The organism is Streptomyces termitum (assembly GCF_014650175.1).
GTDB lineage: Bacteria > Actinomycetota > Actinomycetes > Streptomycetales > Streptomycetaceae > Streptomyces > Streptomyces termitum.
Window position 1 is genome coordinate 1 of sequence record NZ_BMUL01000005.1, and the last position, 16857, is coordinate 16857.

Sequence of the window (16857 nt, forward strand, 5' to 3'; positions counted from 1 at the left end):
GGGTGGAGCTGACCGGTACTAATAGGCCGAGGGCTTGTCCTCAGTTGCTCGCGTCCACTGTGTTAGTTCTGAAACAACGAACAGTTGTTGGTTTCTTGAGCTAGAACATAACTACAGAGTGTGCTTGTTCGCTCGAAACCGATAGGGTTTCGGTGGTCATAGCGTTAGGGAAACGCCCGGTTACATTCCGAACCCGGAAGCTAAGCCTTTCAGCGCCGATGGTACTGCAGGGGGGACCCTGTGGGAGAGTAGGACACCGCCGAACAATATTTCAGGACCTCTGGTCCCAGCGTTCATGCTGGGACCAGAGGTCCTTTTTCTATTTACGGGACCTTTCCCGAAGCGCGGCCGGACGCCGGCTGCGCGAGAATGACCGCAGTACCCGAAGACAGGAGTCACGCCGATGTCCACCAACTCTCCCGACGACCGTCCGGAGCGCGAGCCGCGTCGCAGGGACGGTGCCGGTGGCGACCAGGGCGGCTTCCGCGGACCGCGCCGGGACGACAACCGTGGCGGCGGCTACCGGCGTGACGACAACCGCAGCGGTGGCGGCTTCCGCCGCGACGACCGTGGCGGCGACAGCCGTGGCGGTGGCTTCCGCCGCGATGACAACCGCGGCGGTGGCGGTGGCTACCGGGGTCGTGACGACCGCGGTGGCGACAGCCGTGGTGGTGGCGGTGGTTTCCGCCGGGACGACAACCGGGGCGGTGGCGGTTTCCGCCGTGACGACCGTGGCGGCGACAACCGTGGTGGTGGCTTCCGTCGGGATGACCGGCGTGATGAGCGTCCGTCGTCGTTCCGTCGTGACGACCGGCCGTCCTTCCCGCGCGATGACCGTCGGGACGACCGCCGCGATGACCGCCGTGACGACAGCCGGGGCGGTGGCTTCCGGGGCCGTGACGACCGCGGTGGCGACAACCGCAGCGGTGGCGGTGGCTTCCGCCGGGACGACAACCGGAGCGGTGGCGGCTTCCGCCGCGACGACCGGCCGTCCTCCTTCCGGCGTGACGACCGCCGCGATGACCGTCGGGACGATCGCCGTGACGACAGCCGTGGTGGTGGCTTCCGTCGGGATGACCGGCGTGACGAGCGCCCGTCGTCGTTCCGTCGTGACGACCGGCCGTCCTTCCCGCGCGACGACCGCCGGGACGACCGGCGCGACGACAACCGTGGCGGCGGTTACCGGGGCCGTGACGACAACCGCAGTGGTGGCGGCTTCCGTCGTGACGACCGTGGCGGCGACAACCGCGGTGGCGGTTTCCGGCGCGACGACAACCGGGGTGGCGGTGGCTTCCGTCGTGACGACCGGCCGTCCTTCCCCCGCGATGACCGTCGGGACGACCGCCGCGATGACCGCCGTGACGACAGTCGTGGTGGCGGTTTCCGTCGGGATGACCGGCGTGATGAGCGTCCGTCGTCGTTCCGTCGTGACGACCGGCCGTCCTTCCCGCGCGACGACCGCCGCGACGACAACCGGGGCGGCGGCTACCGGGGTCGTGACGACAACCGGGGCGGTGGTGGCTTCCGCCGTGACGACCGTGGTGGCGACAACCGCGGTGGCGGTTTCCGGCGCGACGACAACCGGGGTGGCGGTGGCTACCGGGGGCGTGACGACCGGGGCGGCGACCGTGGCGGGTACCGCGGGCGGGACGACCGGGGTGGTTACGGGCGCCGGGACGACCGGGGCGAGCGGAGCGACCGCGCGCCCATCAAGCGGCTGCCGATCCCGCCGGAGGTCACCGGCGAGGAGATCGACCCCGATGTGCGCCAGGAGCTGATGAGCCTCCCCAAGGGGCTCGCCGAGGACGTCTCGCGCAACCTCGTCATGGTCGCGCAGCTCATCGACGAGGACCCGGAGCGTGCCTACGAGTACGCCAAGGTCGCGCTGCGGCTCGCCTCGCGCGTCGCCGCCGTCCGCGAGGCCGCCGGCTTCGCCGCGTACGCCAACCAGCAGTACTCCGAGGCGCTCGCCGAGTTCCGTGCCGCCCGCCGCATGAGCGGTGGCGTGGACCTGTGGCCCGTCATGGCCGACTGCGAGCGCGGCCTCGGCCGGCCCGAGCGGGCCCTCGCCATGGCCGGCGAGCCCGAGGTGCAGAAGCTCGACAAGGCCGGACAGGTCGAGATGCGGCTCGTCGCCGCCGGTGCCCGCCGGGACATGGGGCAGCTCGACGCCGCCATCGTGACCCTCCAGAGCCCCGAGCTGGCGTCCAGCGCCCACCACCCGTGGACCGCGCGCCTGCGGTACGCCTACGCCGACGCCCTGCTCGCCGCCGGGCGGGAGCAGGAGGCCCGGGAGTGGTTCGCCAAGGCCCTGGAGGCCGACAAGGACGGGGCCACGGACGCCTCCGACCGCCTCGCCGAGATGGACGGCGTCGAGTTCGTCGACGCCTTCGACGAGGACGAGGACGAGAACGACGCCCTGGACGCGGACCGGGGCGACGACGCCGCCGACGTCCTCGATGACGAGGACGACGACGAAGACGACGAGGCCGATGAGGCCGATGAGGCCGACGACGAGCGTCGTCAGGGCTGAGTCGGTCCCGGCGGACTGAACGACGAGAAGGGCGGCACCCCCACCAGGGGGTGCCGCCCTTCCGGCGTTTCCGGGGTCAGTCGTCCAGGGCGAGGCTGCGCAGGACCAGGCCGGTGGCCGGCTTCGGGCCGAACGAGGTCGACTTGCGGGGCATCGTGACGCCCTGCCGGGCCAGGTCCCGCACGACCTCCTCGCGCACCGGATGCATCAGGACCGCCGTGCCGCCCCGGCGCTCGGCCTGGGCGACGGCCGCCGCCGTGTCGTGGATGTAGGCGATGTCCTCGGGGGCGTCCGGGACGCGCCAGACGTGTTCGAGCAGGGTCGAGTGGAGGACCGTCGCGTCCAGGGCGCGCCACGCCTCCGGGCGGTCGGCACGGACCGTACGGGCCAGCAGGGCGGGGTCCGGGCGGTCCAGGAGGTGGAAGGCGCCGTCCCCGGCCAGCAGGAAGGCGTTGCCCTCGGCCGCCGCCTCCGCGAGGGCCTCCAGGGCCTCGGCCAGCGGGCGTTCGAGACGGCGTACCCGGAAGGCGTCGCCGACCGCCGCCAGGGCGCCGGCCACCGGCAGCTGGCTCAGCAGACGGTGGATCGCGCGGACCCGCAGCGGATAGCGGACCGTGTCGATCAGCAGCACCAGGCCCCGGTCCCACGGGCCGGGGGAGGGGTGCTCGTCGCGCAGCCGCAGATAGGTCGCCCAGCGGTGGTGGCCGTCGGCGATGAGCGCCTGGTGACGGGCGAGTTCGGCGGTCACCGCCGCCTGCTCGGCCGGGTCGGTGACCGCCCACAGCCGGTGCTGGAAGCCGTCCTCCGTCGTCGTCGCGAGGACCGGCTCGCCCCGGACCGCCCGCTCCACGACCGCGTCCGCGCCGTCGCCGTCACGGGTGCCCGGATAGGTGAGGAGCAGCGGCTCCAGATTGGCGGCCGTCGTCCGCATGAGCGCGGCGCGGTCCGCGACGACGTGCGGCATGACGTCCTCGTGGGGCAGGACGACCCCCTCGTCGGGCGTGGACAGCTCCAGGGAGCCGATGACGCCGCGCTGGAGGATGCCGTCGCCCCGCTGCTCGTACACGTACAGCGCGGGCTCGGGGTCGGGGGCGAGGACGCCCTCGGCGAGCCAGCGGTCGAGCGTCACGGCGGCCTTGCGGTGGCGGGTGCCCGCCGTGACGGCCTGCGGCAGGATCAGCCGGACGATGTTGTGCGGATCGGCGGACTCCAGGTGCAGGAGCCCGTCAGGTCGTACGACCACGTCGTAGGGCGGGGACGTCACGGCGGCCAGGCTGCCGACCCGCTCGGGGACGTAACGGACCCCCCGGAACGGGTGCAGGCGCAGCCCCGCAGTGTCGTCGCGGACGTCGGCGGCCGCGTGACCTGAGGTGTTCATCTCGACATCGTAGGCGGACGGCGACGATGAGCGATGATCGGGGAACGGGATTCTCGTCGGACGGTGCAGTGAGGAGCGGGTGGACATGGCGCGAGGCGGAGAGCGGGAGCGGAGCCGGCCGGGCGGCGGCGGGGCCGTACTGGGGGAGGCGTACGACACGGCGCTGCTCGACCTCGACGGGGTCGTCTACTACGCGGGCGGGGGCGCGGTCCCGCACGCGGTGGAGGCGCTCGGCGCCGCCCGGGCCGGCGGGATGCGGCTCGCGTACGTGACGAACAACGCGCTGCGGACGCCGGACGCGGTCGCCGCCCACCTCACCGAACTCGGCGTGCCCGCCGCCCCCGAGGACGTCGTCACCTCCGCGCAGGCCGTCTCCCGGCTGGTCGCCGAGGACGTGCCGGAGGGCTCCCGGGTCCTCGTCGTCGGCGGCGAGGGGCTGCGGGTCGCGCTGCGCGAGCGCGGCCTCGTGCCCGTCGAGTCCGCGGACGACGAGCCGGTCGCCGTCGTGCAGGGGTACGGCGGGCCCGAGATGGGCTGGGGCCGGTTCGCGGAAGCCGCGTACGCGGTCGGCCGGGGCGTGCCCTGGTACGCCTCCAACACCGACCTGACCATCCCCGGCACGCGCGGCATCGGACCCGGCAACGGAGCGGCCGTCGAGGTCGTGCGGATCGCGACCGGCGGACGGTCCGAACCGAAGGTCGCGGGCAAGCCGCAGCCGCCCATGCACCGGGAGACCGTGCTGCGGACCGGGGCCGTGCGCCCGCTCGTCGTCGGCGACCGGCTCGACACCGACATCGAGGGCGCCTTCAACGGAGGCGTCGACTCGCTGCTCGTCCTGACCGGCGTCACCGACGCGGCGGCCCTGCTCGCGGCCGTGCCCGCGCACCGGCCGACCTATGTGGCGGCCGACCTGCGGGGACTGCTCACCGCCCACCCGGAGGTCGCGGCGGAGCCGGACGGCGGCTTCCGGTGCGGGGCCTGGCGGGCCACGGCGGCCGGGGACGCGCTCGTCCTGGAAGCCGTGGAAGGAGGCCCGGACACGGGGGAGAGCGGTGCGTTCGACGGGCTGCGGGCGCTGTGCGGGGCGGCCTGGACGCGGGCCGGGGCCGGATCCTGCGGGCTCGACGCGGGCAAGGCACTGGCCCGGCTCGGGTTCTGAGGGGGCGCCCGGCCCCTCCTAGATCAATATTGGATAGGCTAACCTAACCGGGTGTTGGTCGAGAGTCCCTCCCCCGCGAGCGCGGGACCGAAGGAGACCGGGCAGTCCCCGAAGCGCCGCGACTCCGTGCGCGCCCTCGGACTGCTCGCCGCCGTCGGCGCCCTGCTGCTCGTCTGTGTCCTCAGCATCATGATCGGTGCCAAGCCGGTGCCGCTCGGCGACGTGTGGCACGGACTGTTCCACAACAGCGGCGTCGGCAACGACGTCGTCATCCACGACGTCCGCGTGCCGCGCACCCTGCTCGGGCTGCTCGTCGGCCTCGCCCTCGGCCTGGCCGGCGCGGTGATGCAGGGCCTGACGCGCAACCCGCTCGCCGAGCCCGGACTCCTCGGGGTCAACGCGGGCGCCGCCGCCGCCGTCGTCTCGGCCATCGCCTTCCTCGGCGTCACCGACGGCCGCGACTACGTGTGGTTCGCCTTCGTCGGCGCCGCCGTCGTCTCCGCCGTCGTGTACGTCCTCGGCGGCAGCCGCAGCTCCACCCCGGTCCGGCTCGCGCTGGCCGGCACCGCCGCCACCGCCGCCCTGTACGGCTACGTCAACGCCGTACAGCTCCTCGACTCCGCCGCCCTCGACCGGCTCCGCTTCTGGACCGTCGGCTCGCTCGCCTCCGCCGACATGGAGACCGTCGCCCGCACCGCGCCCTTCGTCGTCGTCGGCGCCGGCCTCGCCCTGTCCATCGCCCGGCCGCTCAACGCCATGGAGATGGGCGACGACGCGGCCCGCGCGCTCGGCGTCGGCATCAACCGGACCCGGATCGTCGCCATGGTCTCCGTCACCCTCATGTGCGGGGCCGCGACCGCCGCCTGCGGACCGATCGTCTTCCTCGGCCTCATGGTGCCGTACATGGTCCGCGCGATCACCGGCCCCGACATGCGGTGGATCCTGCCCTACGCGGCCGTCCTCGCCCCCGTGCTGCTGCTCGGCTCCGACGTCCTCGGCCGGGTCCTCGCCCGGCCCGCCGAACTCCAGGTCGGCATCGTGACGGCCCTCGTCGGCGGCCCCGTCTTCATCCGCCTCGTCCGCCGCAAGAGGATGGCCCAGCTGTGACCACCAAGACCCTGCGGGGCGGCGGGCTCTCCGTCCGCTACGCGCCGAGGGCCGCGCTCGTCGTCCTCGGCCTCCTCCTCGCCGCCCTCGCCCTCTCCGTCGTCCTCGTCGGCAGCGGCGACTTCCCGATGACGCCCGCCGAGGTCCTCGACACCCTCCTCGGCAACGGCACCCCCGTCCAGGAGTTCGCCGTCACGGAACTGCGGCTGCCCCGCGTCCTCGTCGCCCTCCTCGTCGGCGCCGCCCTCGCCCTCGGCGGAGCCGTCTTCCAGTCGATCTCCCGCAACCCGCTCGGCAGCCCCGACGTCATCGGCTTCGGCCAGGGCGCCAGCGTCGGCGCGCTGACCGTCATCGTCCTCTTCCAGGGCAGCGCCGTCGCCACCGCCCTCGGCGCCGTCGGCGGCGGCGTCCTCACCGGCGTCGTGATCTACCTGCTCGCCTGGAAGCGCGGCGTCCACGGCTACCGGCTCGTCCTCGTCGGCATCGGCGCCGCCGCCATGCTGACCTCCGTCATCCACTACCTCATCACCAAGGCCAGCCTGGTCGACGCCACCCGCGCCACCCTCTGGATGACCGGCTCCCTGGAAGGCCGCGACTGGACCCAGTTCTGGCCGCTCCTCGCCGTCAGCTGCGTCCTCGTGCCGCTCGTCCTCGGCCACGGCCGGGCCCTGCGCATGCTGGAGATGGGCGACGACGCCGCGTACGCGCTCGGCGTGAAGGTCGAGCGCACCCGCATCGTCCTGATGGCCTCCGCCGTGCTCCTCGTCGCCGTCGCCACCTCGGCCGCCGGGCCCATCGTCTTCGTCTCCCTCAGCGCCCCCCAGCTCGCCCGCCGCCTCACCCGCGCGCCCGGCCCGAACCTCGCGGCCTCCGCCGTCATGGGCTCCGCGCTGCTCCTCGGCGCCGACTGGATCGCCACCAACGCCTTCGGCGACCGCCGGCTGCCCGTCGGCGTCGTCACCGGCGTCCTCGGCGGCTGCTACCTGCTCTGGCTGCTCGTCAGCGAACGCAGGGCGGGCCGGATATGACCGCCACCGACACCCCCACCCACCAGGACAACGGGAGCACCCCCATGAGCGAACGGCAGCGGCAGCGCCTCGGGGCCGAGTCGGTCACCCTCGCCTACGAACAGCGGGTCATCGCCCGCGACCTGTCCGTCGAGATCCCCGACCACTCCTTCACCGTCATCGTCGGCCCCAACGCCTGCGGCAAGTCCACCCTGCTGCGCGCCCTGTCGCGGATGCTGAAGCCCGCCGAGGGCCGGGTGCTGCTCGACGGGCAGTCGATCCACTCCATGCCCGCCAAGAAGGTCGCCCGCACCCTCGGCCTGCTCCCGCAGTCCTCCGTCGCACCCGACGGCATCACCGTCGCCGACCTCGTCGCCCGCGGCCGCTACCCGCACCAGGGACTGCTGCGCCAGTGGTCGCCCGAGGACGAGCGGATCGTCCAGGAGTCCATGGAGTCCACCGGCGTCGCCGAACTCGCCGACCGGTTCGTCGACGAACTCTCCGGCGGCCAGCGCCAGCGCGTCTGGATCGCCATGGCCCTCGCCCAGCAGACCCCGCTGCTCCTCCTCGACGAGCCGACCACCTACCTCGACATCCAGCACCAGATCGACGTCCTCGACCTCTGCGCCGAACTCCACGAGACGCAGGGCCGGACCCTCGTCGCCGTCCTCCACGACCTCAACCACGCCGCCCGGTACGCCACCCACCTCATCGCGGTGCGCGGCGGCGAGGTCGTCGCCGAGGGACCGCCGTCCGAGGTCGTCACCGCCGACCTCGTCGAGCGGGTCTTCGGACTGCGCTGCCAGGTCATCGACGACCCGGAGACCGGCACGCCGCTCGTCGTCCCCGCCGGACGGCAGGCCCGCGCCCGCCGCCCCGCCCCCGGCCGGACGCCCGCGCTACAGAAGTGACCGCAGGCGCAGCAGGTCGCGGAAACCGGCCTCCAGCCGGACCCGGCCCGCCGCCCACGCCTTCGCGAAGTTCAGCTCGCCGGCCACCATCGCGACCAGGTCGTCCCCGGTCATCGCCAGCCTGATCTGCGCCTTTCCGGGCGGCGGCCCCGCCACCGTCGACTCCACCACGATCCGGCCGTCCGCGAGCCGGCCGGTGAAGGTCGTGTCCAGATCGGTGAGGTGGCAGCTCAGGGTGCGGTCCAGCGCGGCCGCGCCCCGCACGTCCCCGTCCGCGCGGGCCAGGCCGCCCGCCAGCTTGTCGAGTGCGTCGCGGCACTCCGTGATCGTCGCCATCGCCGACGACCGTACCCCAGGGCTTCGCGGTAGCGTCGGGGCATGAACGAAGCGATGCCGGACGCCCCCGGTACGGGCTCCGCACCCGGACCCGCGGCCGCGCCCGCCCCCGGGGCGGAGCCCGTACCGCCGGAGCGGACCGGGGTGGCCGCCGTGGACGGGCTGCTGGAGCGGCTCGGCGAGGCGGCGGGGCTCGCGGCGGACGGACACCTCGCCGTGTACGAGGATGTACACCGGGGACTGCGCGCCGAGCTGGCCTCGCTCGACGCGCCGCACCCCGAGACCCGTCCGCACGACCCCAGGAGCTGAACCCATCGTGGCAGGAGTGGCACGCCGCCGCCTCGACGCCGAACTGGTCCGGCGCAAACTCGCCCGCTCGCGCGAGCACGCCGGCCAGCTGATCGCCGCGGGCCGGGTGACCGTCGGCAAGACCGTCGCCACCAAGTCCGCCACCCAGGTCGAGACCGCCGCCGCGATCGTCGTCACCCAGGACGACTCCGACCCCGACTACGTCTCGCGCGGCGGCCACAAGCTCGCCGGCGCCCTCGCCGCCTTCGTCCCGCTCGGGCTGGAGGTCGAGGGCCGCCGGGCACTGGACGCCGGCGCCTCCACCGGCGGCTTCACCGACGTCCTGCTGCGCGCCGGCGCCGGGCACGTCGTCGCCGTCGACGTCGGCTACGGACAGCTCGCCTGGTCGCTCCAGAGCGACGGGCGGGTCACCGTCAAGGACCGCACCAACGTGCGCGAGCTGACACTCGACGCGATCGACGGCATCCCCGTCGACCTCGTCGTCGGCGACCTCTCCTTCATCCCGCTCGGCCTCGTGCTGCCCGCCCTGGCCGGCTGCACCGCGCCCGGCGCCGACCTCGTCCTGATGGTGAAACCGCAGTTCGAGGTGGGCAAGGACCGGCTCGGCTCCGGCGGCGTCGTCCGCAGCGCCGAACTGCGCGCCGACGCCGTGAAGAACGTCGCCCGGCGGGCGGCCGAACTCGGCCTCGGCGTGCTCGGCGTCACCGCCAGCCCGCTGCCCGGCCCGTCCGGGAACGTCGAGTACTTTCTGTGGCTGCGGGCGGGTGCGCCCGCGCTCGATCCGGCGGACGTCGATCGCGCCGTGGCGGAAGGACCTCGTTGACAGCATCAGCGGCACCACAGGCACCGCGCACCGTCTTCCTGCTCGCGCACACCGGCCGCCCGGCCGCCGTGCGCAGCGCCGAACTCGTCGTCCTGGGGCTGCTGCGCAGCGGCATCGGCGTCCGCGTCCTGGCGGCGGAGGCGGCCGACCTGCCGCTGCCGCCGTCCGTGGAGAAGATCCCCGACGACTGCCCCGAGGCCCTCGACGGCTGCGAACTGATCATCGTCCTCGGCGGTGACGGCACGCTGCTGCGCGGCGCCGAGTTCTCCCGCGCCTCCGGCGTGCCCATGCTCGGCGTCAACCTCGGCCGCGTCGGCTTCCTCGCCGAGGCCGAGCGCGACGACCTCGACAAGGTCGTCGACCGGGTCGTCACCCGGGCCTACGAGGTCGAGGAGCGGATGACCCTCGACGTCGTCGTCTACGAGAACGGCGACGTCCTGCACCGCGACTGGGCGCTCAACGAGGCCGCCGTGCAGAAGGTGTCCCCCGAGCGGATGCTGGAGGTCGTCCTCGCCGTCGACGGCCGCCCCGTCACCGGCTTCGGCTGCGACGGCGTCATCTGCGCCACCCCCACCGGCTCCACCGCCTACGCCTTCTCGGCCGGCGGCCCGGTCGTCTGGCCCGAGGTCGAGGCGCTGCTCATGGTGCCGATCGGGGCGCACGCCCTCTTCGCCAAGCCGCTCGTCACCACCCCCGACTCGGTCCTCGCCGTCGAGGTCGAGCCGCACACCCCGCACGGGGTGCTGTGGTGCGACGGGCGGCGGACCGTCGAGCTGCCCGCCGGGGCCCGCGTCGAGGTCCGCCGGGGCGCCGTCCCCGTCCGGCTCGCCCGGCTCCACCACGCCTCCTTCACCGACCGGCTCGTCGCCAAGTTCGCCCTGCCGGTCTCGGGCTGGCGGGGTGCCCCCCGCTGACCGCCCCCGGCCGCCCCGGCGGACTCCCCGAGGGGCCGATGTCGCGTCCCGGGCCGGAAACCTCGTATGGTCTGGGACGTGCTGGAGGAGATGCGGATACGGTCGCTCGGGGTCATCGACGACGCGGTGGTCGAGCTGTCGCCCGGCTTCACCGCGGTGACCGGTGAGACCGGTGCGGGCAAGACCATGGTCGTCACGAGCCTGGGGCTGCTGCTCGGCGGACGGGCCGACCCGGCCCTGGTGCGGATCGGCGCCGCCTCGGCGGTCGTCGAGGGGCGGATCAGCCTGCCCCCCGGAGCACCCGCCGCGCTGCGGGCCTCGGAGGCGGGCGCCGACCTCGACGAGGGCGCCCTGCTCGTGACCCGTACGGTCTCCGCCGAGGGGCGCTCACGGGCCCACCTCGGCGGGCGCTCGGTGCCCGTCGGGCTGCTCGCCGAGCTCGCCGACGAACTCGTCGCCGTGCACGGCCAGACCGACCAGCAGGGCCTGCTCAAGCCCGCCCGGCAGCGCGGCGCGCTCGACCGGTACGCGGGCGACGCCGTCTCCGGGCCGCTCGCCGCCTACGGCGAGGTCTACCGGCGGCTGCGGGCGGTCACCGGCGAACTCACCGAGATCACCACCCGGGCACGTGAGCGAGCCCAGGAGGCCGATCTGCTGCGGTTCGGGCTCGCCGAGGTCGAGGCCGTCGCGCCGCGCGCCGGCGAGGACGTGGAGCTGGCCGCCGAGGCCGAGCGGCTCGGGCACGCCGAGGCCCTCGCCTCCGCCGCCGCGCTCGCCCACACCGCGCTCGTCGGCAACCCCGAGGACCCCGAGTCCGTCGACGCCACGACCCTCGTCGGCGGCGCGGGCCGGGCCCTGGAGGCCGTACGAGCGCACGACCCGGCGCTCGCCGCCCTCGCCGACCGGATGGGCGAGATCTCCATCCTGCTCTCCGACGTCGCCGGCGAACTCGCCGGATACGCGGACCACCTCGACGCCGACCCGCTGCGGCTGGCCGCCGTCGAGGAGCGGCGGGCCGCGCTCACCCAGCTCACCCGGAAGTACGGCGAATCCGTCGATGCCGTCCTCGCCTGGGCCGAGGAGAGCGCGGGGCGGCTCGGCGAGCTCGACGGCGACGACGACCGGCTCGGCGAGCTGACCGAGGAGCGCGACCGGCTGCGCGACGAGCTGTCCGTCCTCGCACAGCGGCTCACCGACGCCCGCACGGAGGCCGCCGCCCGCTTCGCGGAGGCCGTCACCGCCGAACTGGCCTCGCTCGCCATGCCGCACGCGCGCGTGTCCTTCGCCATCCGGCAGACCGAGACCTCGGAGGAGGGCGCCGGGATCGAGGTCGGCGGGCGGCGGGTCGTCTACGGGCCGGCCGGCGCCGACGAGGTCGAGCTGCTGCTCGCCCCGCACCCCGGCGCCCCGCCCCGGCCCATCGCCAAGGGCGCGTCCGGCGGCGAGCTGTCCCGGGTCATGCTCGCCGTCGAGGTCGTCTTCGCCGGGGTCGACCCGGTGCCGACGTACCTCTTCGACGAGGTCGACGCGGGCGTCGGCGGCAAGGCGGCCGTGGAGATCGGCCGCCGCCTCGCCAAGCTCGCCCGCACCGCGCAGGTCGTCGTGGTCACCCACCTGCCGCAGGTGGCCGCCTTCGCCGACCGCCAGCTCCTGGTGGAGAAGACCCACGACGGCAAGGTCACCAGCTCCGGCGTCACCGTCCTGGAGGGCGAGGAGCGGGTCCGGGAGCTCTCCCGGATGCTGGCGGGCCAGGAGGACTCGGAGACGGCCCGCGCCCACGCCGAGGAACTCCTCTCGACGGCCCGCGCGGACGGCTGAGAGGCGTCGGGGCCGCGCCGGACGGGCCGGTCCCGGTCGGGACGGCTCCGGCCGCGCCGGGCGGCCGGGACCGGCCCCCGCCGTCGCTTCGAGGGCCGGGGCGCGTACGACCTGACGGACGCGGGGGAGCGGAACACGCCGGTGCCGACCGGCCCGGATTCACCCGCCCGGGTGAATCCGGGGGTGGGACGGGGGAGTCGGGTCCCGGTGGCGGGGGAGCCGGTGCCGGAACGTGCGTACGGTCGGGCGTCCGGACTGGCATCCTTGGGCGCGTGACACAGCTGCGTACGGTCCAGGTGCTGGGCGGCGGCAGCGCGGGCAGCAGCGCGCACGTCAGATCACTCGCCTCCGGGCTGGTGGCCAGGGGCGTCCGGGTGACCGTGTGCGCTCCGGCCGAACTCGACCGCCTCTACGACTACTCCGGGGCCGGCGCCCACCTGGTGCCGCTGCCCCGCCGCAACGACCCGGCGACCGTCGGCGCCCTCCGCAACGCCTGCATCGGCGCCGACGTCGTCCACGCGCACGGGCTGCACGCCTCGGTGCGGGCCGCGCTCGCCGTCTCCGGCGCCGTCGGACCCGCCCGCACCCCGCTCGTCACCACCTGGCACGGCCGGCCGCCGGCCGACGGGCCGCGCGCCGGAATCGTCCGGCTCCTGGAGCGCCGGACCGCGCGGGCCGCGGCCGTCGTCCTCGGCACCTCCTCCGAACTCGTCGACCGGGCCCGGCGGCGCGGCGCCCGCGACGCCCGGCTCGCCCCCGTCACGCTGCCCCCGGCGCGCGGGCCCGTCTGCCTCCACGACGGCAAGGCCCGCGCCGAACTCGGCGCCGTGGACCGGCCGCTGGTGATGGCCGTCGGCGCGCTGGAGGCCGGCCGGGGGTACGGGACGCTGCTCGACGCGGCCCGCGCCTGGCGGGACCTCGACCCGGCGCCGCTGCTCGTCGTCGCGGGCGAGGGCCGCGAACGGGCCGCGCTCCAGCGCCGGATCCTCGCCGAGGCGCTGCCGGTCCGGCTCATCGGCCGCCGCGAGGACGTGGCCGAACTGCTGGCCGCGGCCGACGTCGCCGTCCTGCCGTCCCGCTGGGAGGCCCGCTCGCCGCTGGCCCAGGAGGCGCTGCGGCTCGGCGTCCCGCTCGTCGCCACCGCCGTCGGCGGCGTCCCCGAACTCGTCGGCGACGCGGCGGAACTCGTCCCGTACGGCGACGCGGCCGCGCTGGCCTCGGCCGTCCGCGGGCTCCTGGAGGACGAGGAGCGGCGGATGGACCTCGCGGCGGCCGGCCGCGTCCAGGCGGGCACCTGGCCGACCGAGGACGACACGATCGCGCACGTCCTCAGCGTCTACGACGAACTGACCGGCCGTTAGGGGCAACCCCCCTCACTGGGGGGTGTGGCGGCGGGCGCGCAGGGCGAGGGAGAGGGCCAGGACCGTCTGGGGGTCGTCGAGGTCGGTGCCCAGGAGCTCCGAGATGCGGGCCAGCCGGTTGTAGAGCGTCTGGCGGTTGAGGTGCAGCTCCCGCGCGGTCTCCGCCTTGCGGCCCGCGTGCGCCAGATACGTCTCCAGGGTGGGCAGCAGCGGGGGCCGCGAGGCGCGGTCGTGGTCGCGCAGCGGGCCGATCGCCCGGTCGACGAAGGCCGCCAGGTCGGGATGGTCGCGCAGCCGCCACAGCAGCAGGTCGATGTCGAGGCGGCGGGCGTCGTACCAGGGCCGGTCGCTCAGGCCCCGCGCCGCCGCCGCGGTCTCCGCCGCGTGCCGCAGCCCCGCCGAGGCGGCGGCCCAGCCGCCCGCCATGCCGACCACGACGACCGGCGGGTGCGCCCCGGCGCCCTCCAGGCCGGCCCGCTCCGCACCGGCCCGCAGCGCCGCCGCGACCCGGTCGGCGACCGCCGTCCGCTCCGTCTCGGAGCGCAGGCCGAGGAGGAGCGGGACGCGGCCCTCGACCGGGCGGACGCCGAGCAGGGAGGGCACCCCGACCGAGGCCAGCTCCTCGTGGACGGCGCGGGCGAGCAGGGCCCAGCTGCCGGACGGGGAGAGCTCGGGGGCGAGCCGCATCACGACGGGCAGCAGCGGGCCCTCGCCCGGCCGGAAGCCGAGGACGCGGGCCTGCGCGGGGGCGTCCTCGGCGGTGATCCGGCCCTCGGCGAGGTCGGTGAGGAAGTCGCCCCGGCCCCGGGCCGCCAGCTCCTCCTCCTGACGGGCCTGCATGAGGACGACGGCGAGGAGCCCGGCGGCCCGCTCGGCGGCCATCCGGTGGACGGGGGAGAGAGCGCCGGAGACCGCGAGGAGCACGAGCCGGGCCCGCACCGAACCCGTACCGGGGCCCCCGCCGGGGACGTCGACGAGGACCGTGCCCGTCGGCGGCCCCGACTCGCGGGCGGCCCGCTGCCCGCGCAGCCCGTCCCAGACCTGGAGCGGGTCGGCGGGCCCGGAGTCGGTGCCCGCCGCGTACAGCAGCTGGCCGTCGGCGGTCTCCAGGAAGACGGGGTTGGCGGCGAAGTCGGAGAGGATGCGCAGCACCTGGGGGACGCCGCCGCCGTCGAGGAGCGCGCCGGTGCAGCGCCGGTGGACCTCCTCGGCCTGCCGCTGGAGGGCGTAGTGGCCGTTGACGATCTCGGTGTGGATCTCCTCGGTCACCGCCACGAAGGGGACCTCGCGGTGCAGCTGGACCAGCGGCAGCCCGGCGGCGCGGGCGGCCTCCACTATGGTCGACGGGAGCCGGGCGAAGCGCGGGCCGAGCTCGACGACGAGGGCGGCGATGCCCCGGTCGGCGAGGCGGCGGACGAAGGCCCGCTGCTCGGCGGGGCGGGTGCCGAGGCCGAGGCCGGTGGTGAGGAGCAGTTCGCCGCCCTTGAGCAGGGAGGCGATGTTGGGCACCTCGCCGGCGTGCACCCAGCGCACGGTCCGCTGGAGCCGGTCGGCGCCGGCGACGACCTCGGGGAGGCCGCCGCGGAGCCCCGGGAGTTCGAGTGCCCTCTGTACGGTGATGCCGCCCTGCGTGTCCATGGGCGGACGCTACCTCCCACCGTGCCCCGGGGCACCACCCCCGTGCCCTCCGGCGGGCGCGGCCGGTCCGGCGGGGCCCGCAACTCGGCGGGCCGGTGCGGTATTTGTCCGGTCCCTCCCCGACCCGCCCCTGAGTGTGTGCTGCGTCACAGGGCGCGGGGTCGGGGTGCGGGGTCAGGCGGCGGGCGCGATGTTGTGGTTGAGGCGGAAGACGTTGCCGGGGTCGTACGCCGCCTTCACCGCGGCCAGCCGGGCGCGGTTCCCGGCGCCGAAGCCGGCGGCGACCCGCCGTTCGCCCTCCGCGCCGATGAAGTTGAGGTAGACCGCGTCGGTCGCCCACGGGCCCATGCCGGAGCGCACGTCGTGCACCCACTGCACCGCCCGCCCGTCGTCCGCCGGGTCCTCCCAGGTCGCGAAGGGGTGGACGACCCAGGCGGCGGACCGCCAGGGCAGCGGGTAGCGGTCGGCGGACCGGGCCACCGCGCCGCCCATCGGGAACAGCACGTGCTGGATCGCGGTCCCCTGCGGGATGCGGTCGCCGAGGGCGCGGAAGACGTCGAGGGCCTCGTCCGGGAGGGCGTCCAGGTACTCGGCCGACCAGTAGTTCCGCAGCCCCGGCGGGTCGTCCAGCATGCACTGGAGGTCCGCGTAGGGGACGTCCTGGACGAGCTCCACCACCGGGCGCAGCGCGAGCAGTCCCGCCGCCAGGGCGCGGACCCGGGCGACCGGCCCCGCGTAGGTGACGAGCGCCGCGCACACCAGCCGCCCGACGAGGTGGCCGGGGACGAAGGGGGCGGGCGGCGCGGGGACGTACAGCACCCCGCCGCCCAGCTCCTCGGGCGCCCCCTCGGCCAGCTCCCGGTAGGCGCGCAGCACCGCGGGGCCGGAGGCGGGCGGGAAGAGCAGCAGGGCGAAGCTCATCGCGGGCAGTTCGTGCAGCCGCAGGGTCATCGAGGTAGCCACCCCGAAGTTGCCGCCGCCGCCGTGCAGCGCCCAGAACAGCTCGGGGTTCTCCCGCTCGCTCGCGACGACGTGCCTGCCCTCGGCGGTGACCAGGTCGACGGAGAGCAGGTTGTCGCAGGCGAGGCCGAACTTCCGCTCCAGCCAGCCGGAGCCGCCGCCCAGGACGAAGCCGCCGAGGCCGGTGGTGGAGGCCCGGCCGCCGGTGGTGGCCAGGTGGAAGGGCTGGGTGGCGCGGTCGAGGTGGCCGATGGTCGCGCCGCCGCCGACCCGCACCGTCAGGTGCTCGGGGTCGGCGACGACCGTGTGCATCCGGCGCAGGTCGATCACCAGGCCGTCGTCGACGGAGGAGGTGCCGGCGACGCTGTGGCCGCCGCCGCGCACCGCGATCGGCAGTCCGGTCTCCCGGCCGAAGAGGACGGCGTTGGCGACGTCCTCGGGGCCGGCGCACTGGGCGACGACCGCGGGCCGGCGGTCGATCATCGCGTTGTGGACCGCGCGGGCCTCGTCGTACCCGGGGTCGCCGGGGACGAGGACCTCGCCGGCCAGGTCCTCGCGGAGTCCGGCCAGGGCCGTGCCGGGGACGGTGGTGCGGGGAGCCAT

15 protein-coding genes and 1 rRNA gene are annotated in these 16857 nt (G+C 75.3%); 12 read left to right on the forward strand and 4 right to left on the reverse strand.

Translation table 11 applies throughout. The annotated features are described in order from the left end of the window. Positions 1-148: 148 nt before the first annotated feature. From rrf to IE219_RS31505, 3 genes are all read left to right on the forward strand, one after another. A 5S ribosomal RNA gene (gene rrf, locus IE219_RS10920) occupies positions 149-265 on the forward strand. 262 nt (positions 266-527) lie between these two features. Further along, positions 528-1778 carry a hypothetical protein gene (locus IE219_RS31500; RefSeq protein WP_194492603.1) on the forward strand — a complete coding sequence of 417 codons (1251 nt, stop codon included), beginning with the start codon at positions 528-530 and terminating at the stop codon, positions 1776-1778. Further along, positions 1718-2533 carry a tetratricopeptide repeat protein gene (locus IE219_RS31505; RefSeq protein WP_194492602.1) on the forward strand — a complete coding sequence of 272 codons (816 nt, stop codon included), beginning with the start codon at positions 1718-1720 and terminating at the stop codon, positions 2531-2533. Before IE219_RS31500 ends, IE219_RS31505 begins: the two co-directional genes overlap by 61 nt. A 76-nt stretch (positions 2534-2609) precedes the next feature. Here the strand turns inward: IE219_RS31505 and IE219_RS10930 are convergent, their stop codons facing one another. After that, positions 2610-3911 (reverse strand): DUF1015 family protein, encoded by a 1302-nt coding sequence (locus tag IE219_RS10930; protein WP_189976439.1) that lies wholly within the window; start codon positions 3909-3911, stop codon positions 2610-2612. Positions 3912-3996: 85 nt separating this feature from the next. Between IE219_RS10930 and IE219_RS10935 the strand changes: the two genes are divergently transcribed. From IE219_RS10935 to IE219_RS10950, 4 genes are read left to right on the forward strand one after another with little or no spacing between them, the layout of a single operon-like run. Then, a complete protein-coding gene (locus IE219_RS10935; RefSeq protein ID WP_189976440.1) occupies positions 3997-5070 on the forward strand; it encodes an HAD hydrolase-like protein in 1074 nt (357 codons plus the stop codon). A gap of 51 nt (positions 5071-5121) precedes the next feature. Continuing rightward, entirely contained in the window at positions 5122-6177 is a 1056-nt protein-coding gene (locus IE219_RS10940; RefSeq protein ID WP_189976441.1) for a FecCD family ABC transporter permease, read from the forward strand. Further along, on the forward strand, positions 6174-7205 hold the full coding sequence (locus tag IE219_RS10945) for a FecCD family ABC transporter permease (RefSeq protein WP_189976442.1): 1032 nt from the start codon (positions 6174-6176) through the stop codon (positions 7203-7205). The genes IE219_RS10940 and IE219_RS10945 overlap by 4 nt, the downstream gene beginning before the upstream one ends. Before the next feature lie 44 nt (positions 7206-7249). Continuing rightward, on the forward strand, positions 7250-8095 hold the full coding sequence (locus tag IE219_RS10950) for an ABC transporter ATP-binding protein (protein WP_189976793.1): 846 nt from the start codon (positions 7250-7252) through the stop codon (positions 8093-8095). Here IE219_RS10950 and IE219_RS10955 read toward each other — a convergent pair. After that, positions 8084-8431 carry an SCP2 sterol-binding domain-containing protein gene (locus IE219_RS10955; RefSeq protein WP_189976443.1) on the reverse strand — a complete coding sequence of 116 codons (348 nt, stop codon included), beginning with the start codon at positions 8429-8431 and terminating at the stop codon, positions 8084-8086. The genes IE219_RS10950 and IE219_RS10955 overlap by 12 nt on opposite strands. A 42-nt stretch (positions 8432-8473) precedes the next feature. Here IE219_RS10955 and IE219_RS10960 point away from each other — a divergent pair, with 42 nt between their 5' ends. The 5 genes from IE219_RS10960 (at position 8474) to IE219_RS10980 (ending at position 13656) form a co-directional block, all read left to right on the forward strand. Then, the gene (locus IE219_RS10960) at positions 8474-8740 is read left to right on the forward strand and encodes a hypothetical protein (protein WP_189976444.1); all 267 of its coding nucleotides are present in this window, start codon (positions 8474-8476) and stop codon (positions 8738-8740) included. A gap of 7 nt (positions 8741-8747) precedes the next feature. Further along, positions 8748-9563, forward strand: a complete 816-nt coding sequence (locus tag IE219_RS10965) for a TlyA family RNA methyltransferase (protein ID WP_189976445.1) — start codon at positions 8748-8750, stop codon at positions 9561-9563. Beyond that, entirely contained in the window at positions 9560-10477 is a 918-nt protein-coding gene (locus IE219_RS10970) for an NAD kinase (protein WP_189976446.1), read from the forward strand. Before IE219_RS10965 ends, IE219_RS10970 begins: the two co-directional genes overlap by 4 nt. A gap of 66 nt (positions 10478-10543) precedes the next feature. Further along, a complete protein-coding gene (gene recN / locus IE219_RS10975; protein WP_189976447.1) occupies positions 10544-12295 on the forward strand; it encodes a DNA repair protein RecN in 1752 nt (583 codons plus the stop codon). A 272-nt stretch (positions 12296-12567) separates the two neighbouring features. Beyond that, positions 12568-13656, forward strand: coding sequence for a glycosyltransferase family 4 protein (locus tag IE219_RS10980; RefSeq protein WP_189976448.1), 1089 nt, complete (start codon positions 12568-12570; stop codon positions 13654-13656). 12 nt (positions 13657-13668) lie between these two features. Here the strand turns inward: IE219_RS10980 and IE219_RS10985 are convergent, their stop codons facing one another. Both IE219_RS10985 and IE219_RS10990 read right to left on the reverse strand, forming a co-directional pair. After that, a complete protein-coding gene (locus IE219_RS10985; RefSeq protein ID WP_189976449.1) occupies positions 13669-15294 on the reverse strand; it encodes a PucR family transcriptional regulator in 1626 nt (541 codons plus the stop codon). A 174-nt stretch (positions 15295-15468) separates the two neighbouring features. Further along, a complete protein-coding gene (locus tag IE219_RS10990; protein WP_189976450.1) occupies positions 15469-16857 on the reverse strand; it encodes an FAD-binding oxidoreductase in 1389 nt (462 codons plus the stop codon).